This is a genomic window from Nocardia sp. NPDC057668, assembly GCF_042799795.1.
Taxonomy (GTDB): Bacteria; Actinomycetota; Actinomycetes; order Mycobacteriales; family Mycobacteriaceae; genus Nocardia.
Map to the genome: position 1 here is coordinate 286825 of NZ_JBHVIC010000002.1, position 15151 is coordinate 301975.

Annotated in this window: 17 protein-coding genes; 2 read left to right on the top strand and 15 right to left on the bottom strand. The window is 68.4% G+C overall.

Translation table 11 applies throughout. From position 1 onward, the window contains the following. The 5 genes from ACFVBH_RS14185 to ACFVBH_RS14205 all read right to left on the bottom strand — a co-directional run bounded on the left by ACFVBH_RS14185 (position 1) and on the right by ACFVBH_RS14205 (position 3306). Positions 1-1443 (bottom strand): RNase H family protein, encoded by a 1443-nt coding sequence (locus tag ACFVBH_RS14185; protein WP_354987601.1) that lies wholly within the window; start codon positions 1441-1443, stop codon positions 1-3. Between the two features lie 179 nt (positions 1444-1622). Further along, positions 1623-1871, bottom strand: a complete 249-nt coding sequence (locus tag ACFVBH_RS14190; RefSeq protein WP_354987602.1) for a three-helix bundle dimerization domain-containing protein — start codon at positions 1869-1871, stop codon at positions 1623-1625. A gap of 128 nt (positions 1872-1999) precedes the next feature. Continuing rightward, complete coding sequence (locus ACFVBH_RS14195) at positions 2000-2200, bottom strand: DUF397 domain-containing protein (RefSeq protein WP_379002018.1); 201 nt, start codon at positions 2198-2200, stop codon at positions 2000-2002. Between the two features lie 4 nt (positions 2201-2204). Continuing rightward, on the bottom strand, positions 2205-2411 hold the full coding sequence (locus ACFVBH_RS14200) for a DUF397 domain-containing protein (protein WP_379002019.1): 207 nt from the start codon (positions 2409-2411) through the stop codon (positions 2205-2207). Next, the gene (locus tag ACFVBH_RS14205; protein WP_379002020.1) at positions 2401-3306 is read right to left on the bottom strand and encodes a helix-turn-helix domain-containing protein; all 906 of its coding nucleotides are present in this window, start codon (positions 3304-3306) and stop codon (positions 2401-2403) included. Before ACFVBH_RS14205 ends, ACFVBH_RS14200 begins: the two co-directional genes overlap by 11 nt. Before the next feature lie 148 nt (positions 3307-3454). Here ACFVBH_RS14205 and ACFVBH_RS14210 point away from each other — a divergent pair, with 148 nt between their 5' ends. Further along, positions 3455-3703 carry a hypothetical protein gene (locus ACFVBH_RS14210; protein WP_354987605.1) on the top strand — a complete coding sequence of 83 codons (249 nt, stop codon included), beginning with the start codon at positions 3455-3457 and terminating at the stop codon, positions 3701-3703. Between the two features lie 280 nt (positions 3704-3983). Here the strand turns inward: ACFVBH_RS14210 and ACFVBH_RS14215 are convergent, their stop codons facing one another. The 5 genes from ACFVBH_RS14215 to ACFVBH_RS14235 all read right to left on the bottom strand — a co-directional run bounded on the left by ACFVBH_RS14215 (position 3984) and on the right by ACFVBH_RS14235 (position 10820). After that, positions 3984-4769: an SDR family NAD(P)-dependent oxidoreductase gene (locus tag ACFVBH_RS14215; protein ID WP_379002021.1), complete on the bottom strand. Its 786-nt coding sequence runs from the start codon at positions 4767-4769 to the stop codon at positions 3984-3986. Positions 4770-4870: 101 nt separating this feature from the next. Next, positions 4871-6613: a hypothetical protein gene (locus ACFVBH_RS14220; RefSeq protein WP_354987607.1), complete on the bottom strand. Its 1743-nt coding sequence runs from the start codon at positions 6611-6613 to the stop codon at positions 4871-4873. Positions 6614-6619: 6 nt separating this feature from the next. Next, the gene (locus ACFVBH_RS14225) at positions 6620-8278 is read right to left on the bottom strand and encodes a class I adenylate-forming enzyme family protein (RefSeq protein ID WP_379002022.1); all 1659 of its coding nucleotides are present in this window, start codon (positions 8276-8278) and stop codon (positions 6620-6622) included. A 30-nt stretch (positions 8279-8308) separates the two neighbouring features. Further along, a complete protein-coding gene (locus ACFVBH_RS14230) occupies positions 8309-9439 on the bottom strand; it encodes a serine hydrolase domain-containing protein (protein ID WP_354987609.1) in 1131 nt (376 codons plus the stop codon). Positions 9440-9452: 13 nt separating this feature from the next. Next, positions 9453-10820, bottom strand: a complete 1368-nt coding sequence (locus ACFVBH_RS14235) for an NAD(P)-binding domain-containing protein (RefSeq protein ID WP_354987610.1) — start codon at positions 10818-10820, stop codon at positions 9453-9455. 213 nt (positions 10821-11033) lie between these two features. Here ACFVBH_RS14235 and ACFVBH_RS14240 point away from each other — a divergent pair, with 213 nt between their 5' ends. After that, positions 11034-11699, top strand: coding sequence for a TetR/AcrR family transcriptional regulator (locus ACFVBH_RS14240; RefSeq protein WP_379002023.1), 666 nt, complete (start codon positions 11034-11036; stop codon positions 11697-11699). Here ACFVBH_RS14240 and ACFVBH_RS14245 read toward each other — a convergent pair. The 5 genes from ACFVBH_RS14245 to nirD all read right to left on the bottom strand — a co-directional run bounded on the left by ACFVBH_RS14245 (position 11696) and on the right by nirD (position 15093). Continuing rightward, positions 11696-12103 (bottom strand): nuclear transport factor 2 family protein, encoded by a 408-nt coding sequence (locus ACFVBH_RS14245; protein ID WP_379002024.1) that lies wholly within the window; start codon positions 12101-12103, stop codon positions 11696-11698. The genes ACFVBH_RS14240 and ACFVBH_RS14245 overlap by 4 nt on opposite strands. A gap of 144 nt (positions 12104-12247) precedes the next feature. After that, positions 12248-12478 (bottom strand): hypothetical protein, encoded by a 231-nt coding sequence (locus tag ACFVBH_RS14250; protein ID WP_354987613.1) that lies wholly within the window; start codon positions 12476-12478, stop codon positions 12248-12250. A 91-nt stretch (positions 12479-12569) separates the two neighbouring features. After that, positions 12570-13325, bottom strand: a complete 756-nt coding sequence (locus ACFVBH_RS14255; RefSeq protein ID WP_379002025.1) for a sirohydrochlorin chelatase — start codon at positions 13323-13325, stop codon at positions 12570-12572. Beyond that, complete coding sequence (locus ACFVBH_RS14260) at positions 13322-14695, bottom strand: uroporphyrinogen-III synthase (protein WP_354987615.1); 1374 nt, start codon at positions 14693-14695, stop codon at positions 13322-13324. The genes ACFVBH_RS14255 and ACFVBH_RS14260 overlap by 4 nt, the downstream gene beginning before the upstream one ends. Continuing rightward, positions 14692-15093 carry a nitrite reductase small subunit NirD gene (gene nirD / locus ACFVBH_RS14265; RefSeq protein WP_354987616.1) on the bottom strand — a complete coding sequence of 134 codons (402 nt, stop codon included), beginning with the start codon at positions 15091-15093 and terminating at the stop codon, positions 14692-14694. The genes ACFVBH_RS14260 and nirD overlap by 4 nt, the downstream gene beginning before the upstream one ends. Positions 15094-15151: the final 58 nt, after the last annotated feature.

Here is a 15151-nt window from a genome sequence, read left to right on the forward strand (position 1 = left end):
CTACCAGCGGGCAGCGCGGGCCAGGCGGTGTGCCTCCTCGTTGAGGGGGTGGCCGTCGTGGCCCGCTATCCATTTGGCGCTGAAGGGAATCGTGCGCCCGATCGCCCGGTGCACGTACTCCTGGACGGCGGCGGACACCGAGAACGGGAGCGTATTGGCCGTACGATTGCGCAGCGCGGCGTTCACGGCTTCGACCGCCTGATCACAATCGGACAGTATGCGCAGCCGGCGATCCGACAGCTCGGGCGCCAGCGCGGCTTCGCAGATGGCGATCAGCTCGGATTCCACCGAGGACTTCCCGTCCACGCATTTGCCGCCGCCGCTGCGGCCGTCGGCGGTCACCCAGGCGTAGCCGCCCACCGGGCCGAATCCGGAGGCATCGGTGGCCACGGCGAGCACGCCCGGACCGGACGCGGGGGTCACCACCGGTATCGCGCCGGAGGACAGGTCGCTCGCGGAATGATGAACCGGATGTTCGCGAACCGCCAGCCGCAGGCGATCGGCGAGCGCGCTGCCGTCCACGGTGAAGGTGAATCCCGCACGTTCCCAGGTGCTCCGGTGCTCCCACACGACGGTGCGCACCCGCGCCCACAGGTCGGCGTGCTCCTCGGCGATACGATCGGCCGCCGCGGCGCAGCACCACTCGCGCACCGAATCGGTGGCGGCGTTGACGCGGCCCGCGACCTCGTCCTTCATCGCGATACAGCGCCGCACCGCCGCCCGGCGCTGCACGCGCAGGTCGGCGAGTTCCTCGTAGAGTTCGGCGACCCAGGTGAGCGCGAGTTCGAAGGACGCGCCACGCGCCTCCCGCGCCACGGCCAGCGCGGCTTCGAGATCCGCGCGCAATTCCTCCTCGATGCCCTTGAACGCGCGCTCCCAGCGCTCCACCACCGCGGGATCGTCCGATCCGGGAACGTTCTCACCGGCGATGACCCGGCGTACCCGCTCGACGAAAGCGTCCTGGTGCAGTGAAAGTAGTTGTGTGGCAGCGGGACCGGAGGTGTCCACGAGCCAGCCGTAGCGCACGGCCCAGGCCCACCAATCGTGCGAGGGGAGCCGTGTGCGTTCGGGAGCCAAACCGCATTCCAGCGAGGCCTCACCGAACGCGGCCTCGTATTCGCGCGGCAGCAGCAGCCCCACCAGCCAGCCGCACACCTGCTCGAATCCCTTGGGGCCCTCGCGCCGCAGCGGATGCTCCTCCGCGCGCACCAGCGCCATCGCGGTCAGGCGCAAACTCTCGGTGCGATGCCACATATCGGCTAATTCGGCCCGCTCGGCGCGACCCGCCTCCCGCAGTTTGGCCACACTGAGATCGCGCATGAGCAGCGTCTCGAGATAGTGCAGCGCGTCGATACGACGTTCCCGCAACCCCGGATCATGCAGTGCCGCCAGCAACTCCCCCGAGGCGGTCCCCTCCACCTCCTCCCAGCACGCATCCAACATGACATCGAAATCTCTTCGTAGAGAACCGATCCGCCCTGAGTCATCCCCGCCGTGTCCCACCTCCTTGACGTTAGCCGCCGAACACGACACTTTTCGGTGCTTACACGAAAAAGCGCGATACCCGACGGGGGTTCGTACACCACACCGCCGCGTACCGCGCGTCAGGTTTCGCGTGCTGCTCAGGTCATGCTCTCCCGCAGTCTTTTTCGGGCGATACGCTCGGCGAGCAGCGGCAGGAAGGCTTCCACCTTCGCTTCCCTGGCGATGTACTCGTAGGCCGACTGCACCGTGGCGTCCACGGTCTCGGCGGCCACCAGTTCGGTGAATTCGGTGTTCAGGCGGGTGGTGACCCGCTGCAGGGCGACCTGAACATCGGGGCTGAGCCCCGAGGACGGGTTCGAGGCATGTGCGACAGGCGTTTCAGTCATCGCGAACTCCGGCCGATTCGATCGGTAGAGATGTGCGATGGGGCCCGCACACCCACCAGTAGAGATTGCCTCTCCCACCTTGCGCCAACACGAACGCTCGGTGAACGACCGGTGAGCCGCCGCCCCGGCTACCCGAAGTTCCCGGCGCGCAATGCAGCGGTGAACGCGTCCCAGGCTCGCGGACCGAAGGTCAACGCCGGACCGCCACGGTCCTTCGAGTCACGCACGCCGACTTCGCCACCGGGATGGAAGGCGACTTCGACGCATTCCTGACCTCCGGCACTGTAGGTGGACTTGAACCACTCGGTGCGGTCCGGCTCAACGCTCAATGTCTCACTCCCCTAACAACTCCCCCGCCCAGATACTCGCGGTGAATGCCTCCCACTGTCCGGGCGTGAAGGTCAGAGACGGGCCGGAGGGGCACTTGGAGTCGCGCACACCAACCTCGCCACTTGCCAGGAAAGCAACTTCGACGCAGTCCGAGCCTCCCTGACTGAAGCTGGATTTGAACCACCGAGTATGGGCCACATCATCGTTCACTCTCGTGTCTCCTCGCTATTTCTCGCACCAGGTCGCGACTCGAACGAGCGTCCAGGCTTTCCTCTTGGAGCTTCTGGAATGCCTGGCGAAACAACAGAACATCCGTTCGCTTCTCCAAGTAGGCACTACCCGCGTAGCCCTCGCAATAGACCTGGGAGGGTTCCTGCTGCCGCTTACCCGGGGTAACACGGGCGAAGTCCATGATCGTGAAAGGCGGTACCGCCGCGCCGAGTGGCGCACCCGCTCGGAACGGCATCACCCGAAGGTCGATGTTGTCGTGCGTTGAGATATCGGCGACGTGCCGACACTGCGCCGACATGATGTGCGGGTCTCCCACAACCGTTCTCAGCACGCTCTCGTGGAGAACCACCAGCGTCCGTGTCGGCTCGTGGGCCCGAGTCAATGCATGCTGCCGCTGACTTCGGATTTGAATGCGTCGGTCGAGTTCGGCTTCCGTGTGATCCCGAAAGAAGAGCCGGTCGAGAGACCGCGCATAGTCGGTTGTTTGCAGCAGTCCGTGCATTACCAGTGGTTGGAAGATCGTCAATACGGTTGCGCTGGATTCCAACCCAACGTAGACATTGGCCCACACCGGAATCAGGTCGCCGTAGCCGTGCCACCATGTCTTTGCCGGTACCTGCTCCGCGTATCCCCTCGCGACGGCCGTTGTCTCAGCAGACATGCCGTACGCCTCGCACAGCGCCAGCACGTCCGTGAGTCTGATTCTCGCGGTCTCACCCCGCTCGAGACGGCTCAGCGTGGGCCGACTCCATTGAACCAGCGCGGCAGCCTGCTCCAAATTCATTCCGGTAGCCGAGCGTTCCTCGCGCAGCAATCTGCCCAACTGCCGACGTGGCAACGTGGTCCCCGTGTCCTCTGACTCGCCGTCCCCCATCTCCCTGTCCTCTCACCAGGTCCGACAATTCTTCTCGATCCAAGAAAAACGGTAGGCCCGAATGGGAAGTCTGCTGGGCTTTCACATCAATTTCGCGAACTCGCCACTCCCGGGGTCAGAGTGTCGGTGCGCGACTCACCGTTTACCCATGACATTCACCAGCAGGCTCGACAAAGCACAGATCGCGGTACTCGAATCGCTCGACCCGGGTGGGCTTCTCACGGTCGAGAGTCTTGCGGACGCGGCGGCGCTGACCGCCTGGCGGACGCGCAACGCGGTGTCCAAGCTGAGCGCGCGGGGGCTCATCCTCGGACGGATGCGGGGTGGGGTGGGGGTGTGGCAGATCACCGAGCGGGGGCGGCGGACGTTGGCCGCGCGGGGGCGGTTCTACCGGTAGCGGGGCACCGGAGCCGAGGAGGTATCCACATGGCGGGTGTGGTCGAGCTTGTCGTTGTCGGATTCTGCTGTGCCGCTGTGGTGTTCGCCGCCTGGATGGGGACGGCTGACACCCGGGAGCCGGCGCGCGGGGGCCGGGAGGTGTCTTCGGTCTTCGCGAACGGGCGCGAGTTTCGGCGGGTGCCGGTGGGCAACCTTCATCGGTTGCGGGGGCGGCACCGGGTGTGAGGCCGCGCGGTGCGGGGAATCGGCACACGGCCGATCCCCCGCGACGGCTCCGATCAGCTCCCGGCGAGCTTCGCCAGATTCGGGAAGTTGCTGATCTCCCAGCCGCCGTCCACCACCAGCTCGGTGCCCGTGATGTAGGAAGCGTCATCCGAGGCCAGGAACAGGCAGGGGGCGGTGATCTGCTCCGGGGTCGCCGCCACGCCCAGCGGAATGCGCTCCAGGAACATCTGTTTCGCGGGCTCGTACGCCATGACCGCCGCCACCAGCGGGGTGTCCACCAGGCCCGGCAGCACCGAGTTCACCCGGATGCGATGCGGCGCCAGTTCCAGGGCGGCGTTCTTGGAGAACATCACCACGCCCGCCTTGCCGGTGGCGTAGGGGCTGCCGCCGGGCATCGGGATGCGGCCGTCCAGGGACGAGATGTTCACGATCGCACCGCCGTTGCCGCTGTCGCGCATCAGGCGGGCCTCGTGTTTGGTGCACAGGAACACGCTCTTCTGCACCAGGTCGACGGTGAAATCCCAATCGGCCTCGGCCATATCGGTGATCGCGCCGATCCGGGAGCCGCCCGCGACGTTGAACGCCGCGTCGAGACGGCCGAAGCGTTCGGCCGCGACGCCTATCGCGGCGGCCACCTGTGCCTCGGCCGTGACGTCGGCGGTCACGGGAACGAACGCGTCGCCGAGTTCGGCCGCCTTCTTCCCCAGCCCGGGCTCGTCGATGTCCAGGCCGATCACCGACGCGCCCTCGGCGACCAGGGCGGTGGCCAGGGACGAACCGATGCCGGAGGCGGCGCCGGTCACGACGGCTACTTTGCCGCCGAATCTCGCAGTACTCATTGTGCTCTCTTCCTCGGGTCCGGGTGCGCGCCGACGCACACCCGGACCGGAAACTGATGCTGGTCGGTAAATTTCGCCGCCCGCGGGGGAACCGGGCCGGGTCAGCGCCGGCCCGCGCGCAGGAACCGGCCGGTGCGCCGCTCGCCCAGGTGCGGCGACTTCTCGCCGCGGCCGAAGACGTACTCGCCGTTGACGAGCACCGCGGTGACGGTGGCGTCGTTGCGGTTGACCATGCGGGAGAGGTTGTCGTACTCGGGCACCACGCTCTCGGCGTAGGCCGCGAGGGAGTCGTCGAGCCGGGCGGGATCCACGATCACCACGTCGGCGCGATCGCCCGCGCGCAGATGTCCGGCATCCAGGTCGTACCAGTCCGCGAGCTCACCGGTGAGACGGTGCACGGCGTGCTCGACGGTCATGAACGGCGTGCCCGCCTGTTCGGCGCGGTGCACGCGCTCGAGCAGCCGCAACCCGAAGTTGTAGAAGGCCATATTGCGCAGATGCGCGCCGGCGTCCGAGAACCCGAGTTGCACACCGGGATCCGCGGCCAGCCGATCGAGGACCTCGGGACGGTGATTGGAGATGGTGGTGTGCCAGCGCACTTTGGGACCGTGCTCCACCACCAGATCCAGGAAGGCGTCCACCGGGTGCAGACCACCCCGGTCGAGGCCGACCTGCCCGAAGGTCTTCCCGATGACACTCGCGTCGGGGCATTCGGTGATCTCGGCGTCGAAGAAGTCGCGGTGCCATACGCGCGGACCGTACTTCTTGTCGTAGTCCTTGCGGAACCAGCGCCGGTACTCCGGATCGGCCAGCAGGTCGCGCCGCTCGTCGAGCTGGTTGGACAGGTGCAGGGCCGCCGCGCCGGAACCGAACTCCTCGAAGACGGGCAGGTCGATGCCGTCGGAGTAGACCTCGAACGGGACCGGCAGATGCTGCCAGCGGAAGTTGCCGCCGAGCCGGTTCACGATCTTGGCCAGCAGCGGGAAGATGTGCACCACACCCGGAATCGCCTTGATATCGGCGGCCGAGAGCAGACTGACCTTCAGATTCGGCCGCCCGATACCCAGCGAACTGGCCACCATGGCGATCAGACTCTGCGGGCGCGGCACGTCGGGACCACCCTGGAGCGCCCGATTACGTTCGCGCAGAATGCGATTGAGCCGTCGCCGTTCCTTGGCCGTGGCGTAGGTCGAGGGCAGGGTGCGTGAACGGCACACCTCGCCGTCCAGCTTGTCGAACAGCAACTGCTGTGACGACATCCCCACGAATCCCGCATCGAGGGCCTCGGAGAGCTTGTGCTCCATGGCTTTCAGCTCGGCCTCGGTCGGCCGAACATCGGGCCGGGTGGAGCGATCCAGACCCATCTGCGCGGCGCGAATATCCGAATGCCCGATGAACGCCGCGAGATTCGCGCCCAACGGCAGCGACTCGAGCGCCGCCACATAGCCGTGCGCGCTCTGCCAGGTCTTGAGCCCGTCCATCGCCTCCACCACGTGCTTGCGCGGGATGGCCTCCACCCGGCCGAACAGATCTCCGGCGTCGGGACCGTCGACATGCACGGTGGACAGCGAGCACGAACCGAGCAGGATCGTGGTCACGCCGTGCCGCACCGACTCCGACAACGACGGGTCCAGCAGCACTTCCACGTCGTAGTGGGTGTGGATGTCCAGCATGCCGGGCATCACCCACTGCCCGGCCGCGTCGATGACGCGGCCGCAGCCGGAGTCGTCCAGGCCGCTGCCGATATCGGCGACCCGGCCGTCACGGATGCCGATATCGCGCACGGCCGACGGCGCGCCGGTGCCGTCGAACCAGCGCCCGCCCTTGATGAGGATGTCGTACATGGTTTTTCACTCCCCCACGGACAGTTCTCGGCGCAGCACCTTGCCGGTGGCGTTGCGCGGCAGGGCATCCGCGGTGACGAGCCAGCGCGCGGGCACCTTGAAGTACGCCAGGCGCTTGGCCACGTGGTCCCGCAGTTCGTCCACGGTGACCGCTTCCGGATCGGCCACCACCACGACGGCGGCCACCTCCTGCCCGAGATCCTCGTGCGGGACGCCGATCACGGCGGACTCCTGCACCAGCGGATGCTCGTCCAGGGCGTTCTCGATCTCGGTGGGATAGACGTTCTCGCCGCCGCGCAGAATCAGATCCGAACGCCGCCCGGCCATTTGCAACCTGCCCTCGGACAGGAAGCCGAAGTCGCCCGTGCGCAGCCAGCGGTTCTCGTCGATGCTCGCGCCGGTGGCGACGTCGTCGTTCCAGTAGCCGAGCATGACGTAGGCGCTGCGGATGCAGATCTCGCCCTCGACACCGTCCGGCACCACCGTGCCCTCGGGATCGCGAATCTCCACCGCCACACCGATGATGGGGCGGCCCACGGTCTCCGGCCGCGCCACAAGCTCGGGCGGCGTGGCCACCGTCGCGGCGGTGCCGCTCTCGGTGCAGCCGTAGCTGGTGGTCAGGGCGACCTGCGCCACGGGGAGGCGCTCGCGCAGACGGGCCTGCAGGGCGGGCGAGGACGGCGCGGCATTGAGCGAGAACGCCGCGAGCGAGGTGAGGTCGTACCGCTCCAGGTCCGCGTCCAGCAGGCGGCTGGCCATGGTGGGCACCGCGCCCCAGTTGGTGATGCGTTCGGATTCGATGAGGCCGAGCACCCGCTCCGCCTCGAACGCGCCGGTCTGGAAGATGACGGCATCGCCCGTGCGCAGGCGCGGGATCACCAGGTTGTGCAGGCTCGCGATGTGGAACAGCGGCGAGGTGGTCAGGAAGCGGCGGCTGGTGGGCGAACCGTCCCAGGGCAGGCCGCGGAAGCCGGCGGCCAGGGCGTCGGTGAAGCGGTGATAGTCGCTGACCGCCACCATGTTCCGATGCGAGTGCACCACGCCCTTGGGGCGGCCGGTGGTGCCGCTGGTGTACAGGATGCAGGCCGGATCGTCCTCGCCCACGGTGGTTTCCGGAAGCTCGCCGGCGAATTCGGCGACCAGCGCGGGCAGATCGGTCTCCATGGTGAGCACCGGCACGCTCGCACCGCTCTCGGCGAGCAGCGCGGCCCGCTTGGCGTCGGCGATCACGACCTTCGGCTCGGTGTGCGCGAGGCCGTAGGTGATCTCCTGCGGCGCCCACCAGGCGTTGTAGCCGACCGGGATCGCGCCCAGCCGCTGCGCGGCCCAGAAGGTCAGCACCCATTCGGGGGTGTTGGCCGCCAGGATGCCGATGCGATCACCCTTGCCGATGCCGTAGCGCCCGGCCAGGGCGGCGGCCAGCGCGCCCGCCGCCGCGTGATGCTCGGCGAAGGTCACCCGGGTGTCCCCGGAGACCAGATAGTCGCGGTCACCCAGCGCTCGCGAATCGTCGAGCACCTCGAGCAGCGAGCGGCGGCGGTTCCGGAACACCGGAATGGTCGCGCCGAGCACCGGCTCGACGGTCATCTCGAACGGCCCGCCCGGTCCGGTGAGCTTCGCGGCGATCTGCGCCGCGAGTGCTTGGAGGTCAACGGCTTGCGTCATGGATCAATCCTCGGGTGGTGAAGGCGAACATCAGCGGAAGGTGGCGTTCAGGTAGGCGTCGGCGCGTTCGGAGCCGATCAGGCCGGTGGCCATGCGATTCATGGCGTAGGCGAAGGTGATCCGTCGATCCAGGTCGTTGACCACCATGGCCCCGCCGAGGCCGCCCCACCAGCACACCCGGCCGTCGGGCACGGTCGGCGCGGTCTGCGCCTGCGGCAGGCCGTAGCCGATGCCGAACCGCAGCGGCAGCATGATCGCCAGGTCGACCCCCTCGGCCTGCTGCTCGAAGATGAGGTCGATGGTCTTGGCCGACAAGAACTTCCGGCCGCTCAGCTCCCCGCCGTTACTGATGAGCGACTGCACCCGCGCGATGGACCGCGCGTTGCCGTGACCGTTGACCGCGCCGTTCTCCGCCTGCCGCCAGCCGGGCCGCCCGCATTCGGCGAAGTCCAGCAGCGGCTGGAACAGCGTCTTGTACATGACGCTGTCCTGCGGCAGCAGCGACTGATCGAACTCCGGCAACTCCGGCGGAATGAGGGTCGCGATGCGATCGAAATGCTCGGGGCCGGTGCCGATGTGGAAATCAGCCCCCAGCGGGCCCGCCAGTTCCGCGGCGAAGAACTGCCCGAGGGTGCGCCCGGTGATGCGCCGCACCAGCTCGCCGATCAGATGCCCGTAGTTCAGCGCGTGATACGCCGAGGCGCTGCCGGGCTCCCACCAGGGCTCCTGCTCGGCCAGCCGCGCGGTGGACGGCCCCAGATCGTAGATGTCGGCGATCTCGATGGGCGCTTCCCAGCCGGACACCCCGGAGGTGTGCGAGAGCAGGTGCCGCACTTCGATATCGCCCTTGCCGCCGGCCGCGAACTCCGGCCAGTAGTGCGCCACCTTCTCGAAGACGTCCAGCTCACCGCGATCGACCAGCAGCAGCGCGCACAGCGCCGTCATGGTCTTGGTGATGGAGAAGGTGTTGACCAGGGTGTCCGCACCCCAGCGCACGGTCCGTTCCGGGTCGGCGTGGCCGCCCCACAGATCCACCACCGGTTCGCCGTCCACCACGACGCACACCGACGCGCCCAATTCCGCGCCGGACTCCACCTGTTCGGTGAAAGCCGCTCGCACGGCGGCGAATTCATCGGAGCAATAGCCCGAAACCACAGTCATGATCGGTATCCCCTCAGACCCGCGCGGCCGCACGCGGCGGGACGGGCAACGCGTAGTTCTCGGCCGCGGCGCGCTTCGCGCCGCGGGCCATCTCTCGCTCCAAATCCCTTACATAGGGCTCGAATTCGGTCTGGATGGTGTGGCGGGGCGAATCGTAGTAGCGCCCGCTGCGGGCCTGCTCGTTCATGCGGATCGCCTCGTTCATCTCCACGTCCGAGGGCAGGTGGTAGTTGCCCGTGAGGTAGGCGGCGATGAGCTTGGACTGCTGTTCGGCGAAGTTCACCAGCGTCGGCATCGGCTGCGCCAGACCGAGATAGAACAGATTGTCCACCCCGGGCTTGATCATGTGCCGGTACAGCGGGATCCGGTTCCGGGAGTCGGGCACCAGGTCCGGCTCGGAGAAGAACGGGAAGGAGATGTGATAGCCGGTGGCGCAGACGATCACATCGACCTCCTCCACGCTGCCGTCCGCGAAGTGCACGCGGTCGCCGTCCAGGCGGGTGATGGCCGGCTTGAAGTCGATGTCGCCGCACCCGGCCCGGTGCAGGAACTCCTCACTGGCCGAGGGGTGCGCCTCGAACGGCAGGTGATCGGGCTTGGGCAGGCCGTAGTCCTCCATGTTGCCGCGGTTCTTGACCACGAATCGCTGCTTGAGCTTGAGACCCAGCTTCGGCGGCATCCACGGCGGCAACGAGGACTTGTCGCCCACCTTGCCGTTGACGTACTTGGGCAGCACCCAGACCCCGCGCCGGGCGGACAGGAAGAACTTCGAGGCGATGAAGCGCTGGGACAGCTCGCTGGCGATGTCGAGCCCCGAATTGCCCATGCCGACCACGACGATGCGCTTGCCGCGCATGTCGATCGGGTCGAACGGGTCGTTGTAGGCGTGCGAATGCATCAGGACGCCGTCGAATTCGCCGGGGTAGTCCGGCATCCGGGGATCCCAGTGGTGGCCGTTGCAGACCAGCAGTACGTCGTAGGTCTCGGTGCGCCCGGTGTCCGTGGTGATCACCCACAGGCCCGCGGCGTCCCGCTTGGCGCCGATCACCTTGGTGTTGAAGATGATTCGGTCCCGGATGCCGAAATGATCGACGTAGTCCCGGAAGTACTCGTGCAACTGGGAATGATGCGGGAAGTCCGGCCATTCCGCCGGGGCCGGGTAGTCCTCGAAGGCCAGCCGGAACTTCGAGGTGTCGATGTGCAGGCTCTGGTAGCAGGCCGACATGCCGTTCGGGTTCTTGAAGTACCAGTTGCCGCCGACCTCGTCGGAGGCCTCGTAGCAATCGAACGGGATGCCGTACTCGGCGAGGCGCTTGGCGGCGGTGATGCCGGACGGGCCCGCGCCGATGACGCACACCCTGGGCAACTCTCGGGTAGTCAATTACTTCTCCTGCTTCGGCTGTTCCGGAATTGGGTCACAATCCCCTGCCGGACGTGATGTGACACACACGCTAGCAGTCGCTAGACATGGTGTCTAGTGAATCTACAAACGTCTACTATCGGGGGCGTGACCCGGACAGACGTAGACTCGAGCAGCGGAAAAGGCCATCACACCGATGGCTTTCGAGCATCCGACCAAGGCGGCCGAACACCCATGCAGACCGAACCGGCACCCGAGACCGTGCCCGCGGCGGCACAGAGCACCCGGCGCACCTCGCTGCGCGACGAGCAGAAGCGCCTGACGCGCACCCGCCTCATCGAGGCCGCGAAAGGGCTGTTCACGACCCAGGGGTACGCGCCGATCCGGGTGGACGACATCGCCGCGGCGGTCGGATGCAGCCGGGCGACCTTCTATCTGCATTTCAACGGCAAATCCGATGTGCTGCGCGCGATCGCCGAACAGGGCGCGCTGCCGAGCGTGCAGTACTTCTACGAGGACCTGGACCACGTGCTGGAATCGGGCTCGCGCACCGAGTTCGCGGCCTGGATGCGGCGCTCCATCGACTGGTTCCAGGAGTACAAGGATCTACTGCCCGCCTGGGACGAGGCCACGGCCCTGGAACCCGAGTTCCGGGAGGTGGCGCGCGAGGGCATTCTCGCGGTACCCAACGTGATGACCGCGTATCTCTCGCGCTGGCCGGCCGATCGCCAGGACGAGGCGCGGCTGCGCATCGAACTGCTGGTGGCCCAGCTCGAGCGGTTCTTCACGCGCTGGGCGATGCAGGGCACCATCGATGTCTCCGCGGACGAGGCGGCGACCGTGCTCACCGATATCTGGTATCCGGCACTGCAGACGCCAGCAAATTCACAGCGAGACTAATTCGGCAACAATGTGATTCGTGCTTGTTTCAATTCCCAGAAAGCGCGGAGCGCCACGATCAGGCCCGCCGAATTCACCCGGTAGGTGAACACACCGTCCACCTCCACGGCCCGGCCGTCCCGCTCGCTGCGAATGGTCCCGACGAAGGCGACCTCCTGCCCGCAGGCGAAGGAATCGGTCATCCGGAAGTCGATGACGCTCCGCGCGATCGCCAGCTCCCAGAAGGCCGCGATGGCCTCCGGGCCGGCGTGGCCCGCGCCCACCGGATCGTAGGGCGAGACGCCGATCGGATCCTCTACCCGGGCATCGGCGGCGAACAGCGCCAGCCACGCGGTCTTGTTCCGGGCGCGCACCGCGGCCTGGGAGGCGAGTCCGGCGCGGCGGGCAGGGTGTTCGACCGACATGCGGCCATCCTGGCCGGATCGGGGGCGGTACGGGCGGCACAGGCTCGCTCAGCGGGACGCCCGCGGCCCGGAATCCGCCCGGCGACGCGCAACGGGCCGGTCTCCCGTCGGAGACCGGCCCGTAAGTGACAGCGCCGAGCGCGATCAGTTGGTGCGCGCGGCGGAACCTGAATAGCCGAAGCCCGCCATCGGGCTGGTCGCCGTGGCCGGATCCTCGGCCAGGGTCTGCCCGCTGCAGTCCGAGTCGGTGAGTCCGGTGATCTTGCAGGCGGCCAGCGGATCCCAGGGATCCACCGCGGGCGCGGCCGCGGCGGGGGCGAAAGACCCCGCGGCACAACCCACGATCAAACCTGCTGTCACAACGAGCTTTTTCACCAGGGAGCCTCCGAGCGTTATCGAATTTACTTCTCGCACAGTGCCACGGCACCGTGGAAAGCACCAACAATCGGAGATTCAGGCGATTCGATCAGGCCGCGCGAACGGTGGTCACCTGTTCGGCGCCGGCCAGGTAGCGATCGATCAGCAAACTGACGATGGCGGGATGCACGCCGATGGGTTCGGCGACCCCGTCCGCGCCCGCCGCGTGCAGGCGCTCGTGGAACAGCCCGTGCGCGAGCAGGTACGAGGCGATGAAGACGCGCTGCGCGCCCGCGGCCCGCAGTTCGGCCACCACCTCGGGCACCCGGGGCTCGCCGGTGGCGATGTAGGCCAGCCGGACCGGGGCGCCGATCTGCTCCGCGAGCAGCCCGGCCGCCCGCCGGACGTCCTGGCGCGCACGGGGATCGGAGGAACCCGCGGCGGCGAAGACCACCGCGTCACCGGGCCGCCAGCCGGCCGCGCGCAAACGCATGCGCATGACCGCCGCCAGCGCCGGATCCGGGCCCATCGCCGGGGTGACCGCGACCGCGTCGTGCGCGCTCGCCGCCACCTCGCGCGGCACATCCTGGTAGACGTGGTAACCCGAGGCCAGGAAGGCCGGAACCACCACGGCGGGAACCGATCCCAGATCACCGAGCACCTCGGCCGGTGAGGGGCCGAGCACGTCGACGAACGCGGTGCGCACCAGCGAGCCACGCGCGGGCCCCGATGCCGCCCCGAATGCGGCACCGGACGCCCGCGCGGCCAGCTCGTGCGACACCGCCTCGGCGAGCGCGGCGATCATCTGCACACCCCGGGTGCTCCTGGTGCCGTGTGCGACCAGCACCAGGGCCGGGGCGTTCACCACGCCCCCGCGACCGGTGCGGGCCGGGTGGCGCGTACCGGAACCCCGGATCCGCTCACCGGCGGGGCCGGATGCGCGGGGCGGGCGGCCCCGGTCACCGGGGGCTCGGCCGGGCGCGCGGACGGACCGCGGCCGGGCAGATCCTGCCGGGCGAAGTTCGAGGTGCGCGGCGGAAAAGGCTGTCGCGCCACGGGAGCCGCGGGCGCACTGACCACGGGGCGCGAATTGTCGATGCATTCGGCCGGATCCAGCGCGAGCCGGTAGCCGCGCTTGACCACCGTCTGAATGGCCTTGGGCGTGCCCAGACCGGCGCGCAGGCGCGCGATGGCGGTCTCCACCGCGTGCGTGTCGTCGCCACCACCGGGCAGCGCCGCCAGCAGATCCTCGCGCGAGACCACCCGGCCGGGCTGACGCGCCAGCGAGCGCATCAGCGCCATCGGAGCGGGGGCGAGCTGGCGGACCTGCCCGTCCACCACCACGCACGCGCCGCGCACGCTCAGGATGTGCCCGGCGGCCTGAATTCGATTGGCGCGCCGGGGCAGTTCCTCGGCCACGTGCCGGGCGAGCGCACCCAGGCGGGCACGGCCCGGCATGGAGGTCGAGACGCCCAGCTCCTCCAGCGGAGCCGCGGTGATCGGGCCGACGCAGGCCGCCAGCACCCGCCCGCGCAGGGCGTGCAACACCGGCTCGAGCAGCCCGGTTTCCTTGGCGCGCATGAGCAGCGAGGCCACCGCAGGCGCGCTGGTGAAGGTCACGCAGTCGATGCCGGCGGTGACGATGGCCTCGATGAGGCGATCCATGGGTGTGCGATCCTGCGGCGGGGTCCAGCGGTAGACCGGCACCGGCACCACGTCCGCGCCCGCGCAGCGCAGCACCTCGCAGAAGTCCGGAACCGGTTCCCACTCGGTGGTCGCGCCGTGCAGCTGCACCGCGATCCGCACGCCCTCGACGCCCTGGGCCAGCAGGTGATCGAGCACCTCGGCGGAGGACTCGGAGGCGGGCGACCACTCCTCGCGCAGCTCGGCGGCGCGGATCGCGCCCTTGGCCTTGGGACCGCGGGCCAGCATGCGGGTCGAGGCCAGGGTGGCGCGCAGGTCCTCGGCCAGGCCCCAGCCCTCGGCGGCCTCCATCCAGCCGCGGAAGCCGATGCCGGTGGTGGCGACGGTGATCTGCGGCGGATCGGCCACCAGCTGGCGCGTGACGCGCTCGAGTTCGGTGTCGTCGGCCAGTGGAATGATTCGAATCGCCGGTGCGGTAACGATATTGGCGCCGCGGCGAGCGAGCAGGGTGCCCAGTTCATCGGCCCTGCGCGCCGCGGTGATCCCGATCGTGAAGCCGGCCAGCGGGGTACCCGCGTCGACCTCGGTCATGCCGGACCGTCCGGGGATCCGGGAAACTCCAGCGCCGAATTCGACAGTGCGACAACACCATCGACCACGCGGACGGCGTAGACCGGCAGCGCCACGCCGTCGTCGTCCAGGCAGCGCCCGTCGATCAGCGAGAACGCCTGCTTGAGCAGCGGAGAGGCCACCACGGGCACCCCCGCTCGGTCACCGACGATGCCGCGCGACATCACCGCAGCCCGTCCGAACGGATCGATATTGCCCACGGCGTACAGGGTTCCGTCCGCCAGCAGGAACAGAGCGGCCTGCTGGCCGCCCTTCAGCAACACCGCCACGCCGCGGCCGGGAATGAGGTAATCCAATCGGCAAGCCGGGGTCCAGCCGGTAACGCTGGTCGCGGTGCCTGGTGTGTCGATCACGGTCATCGGTAACTCTCCTCCGAACGTCCTGACCTATTGGTACCGACGTCCTGTTTCCATGCGG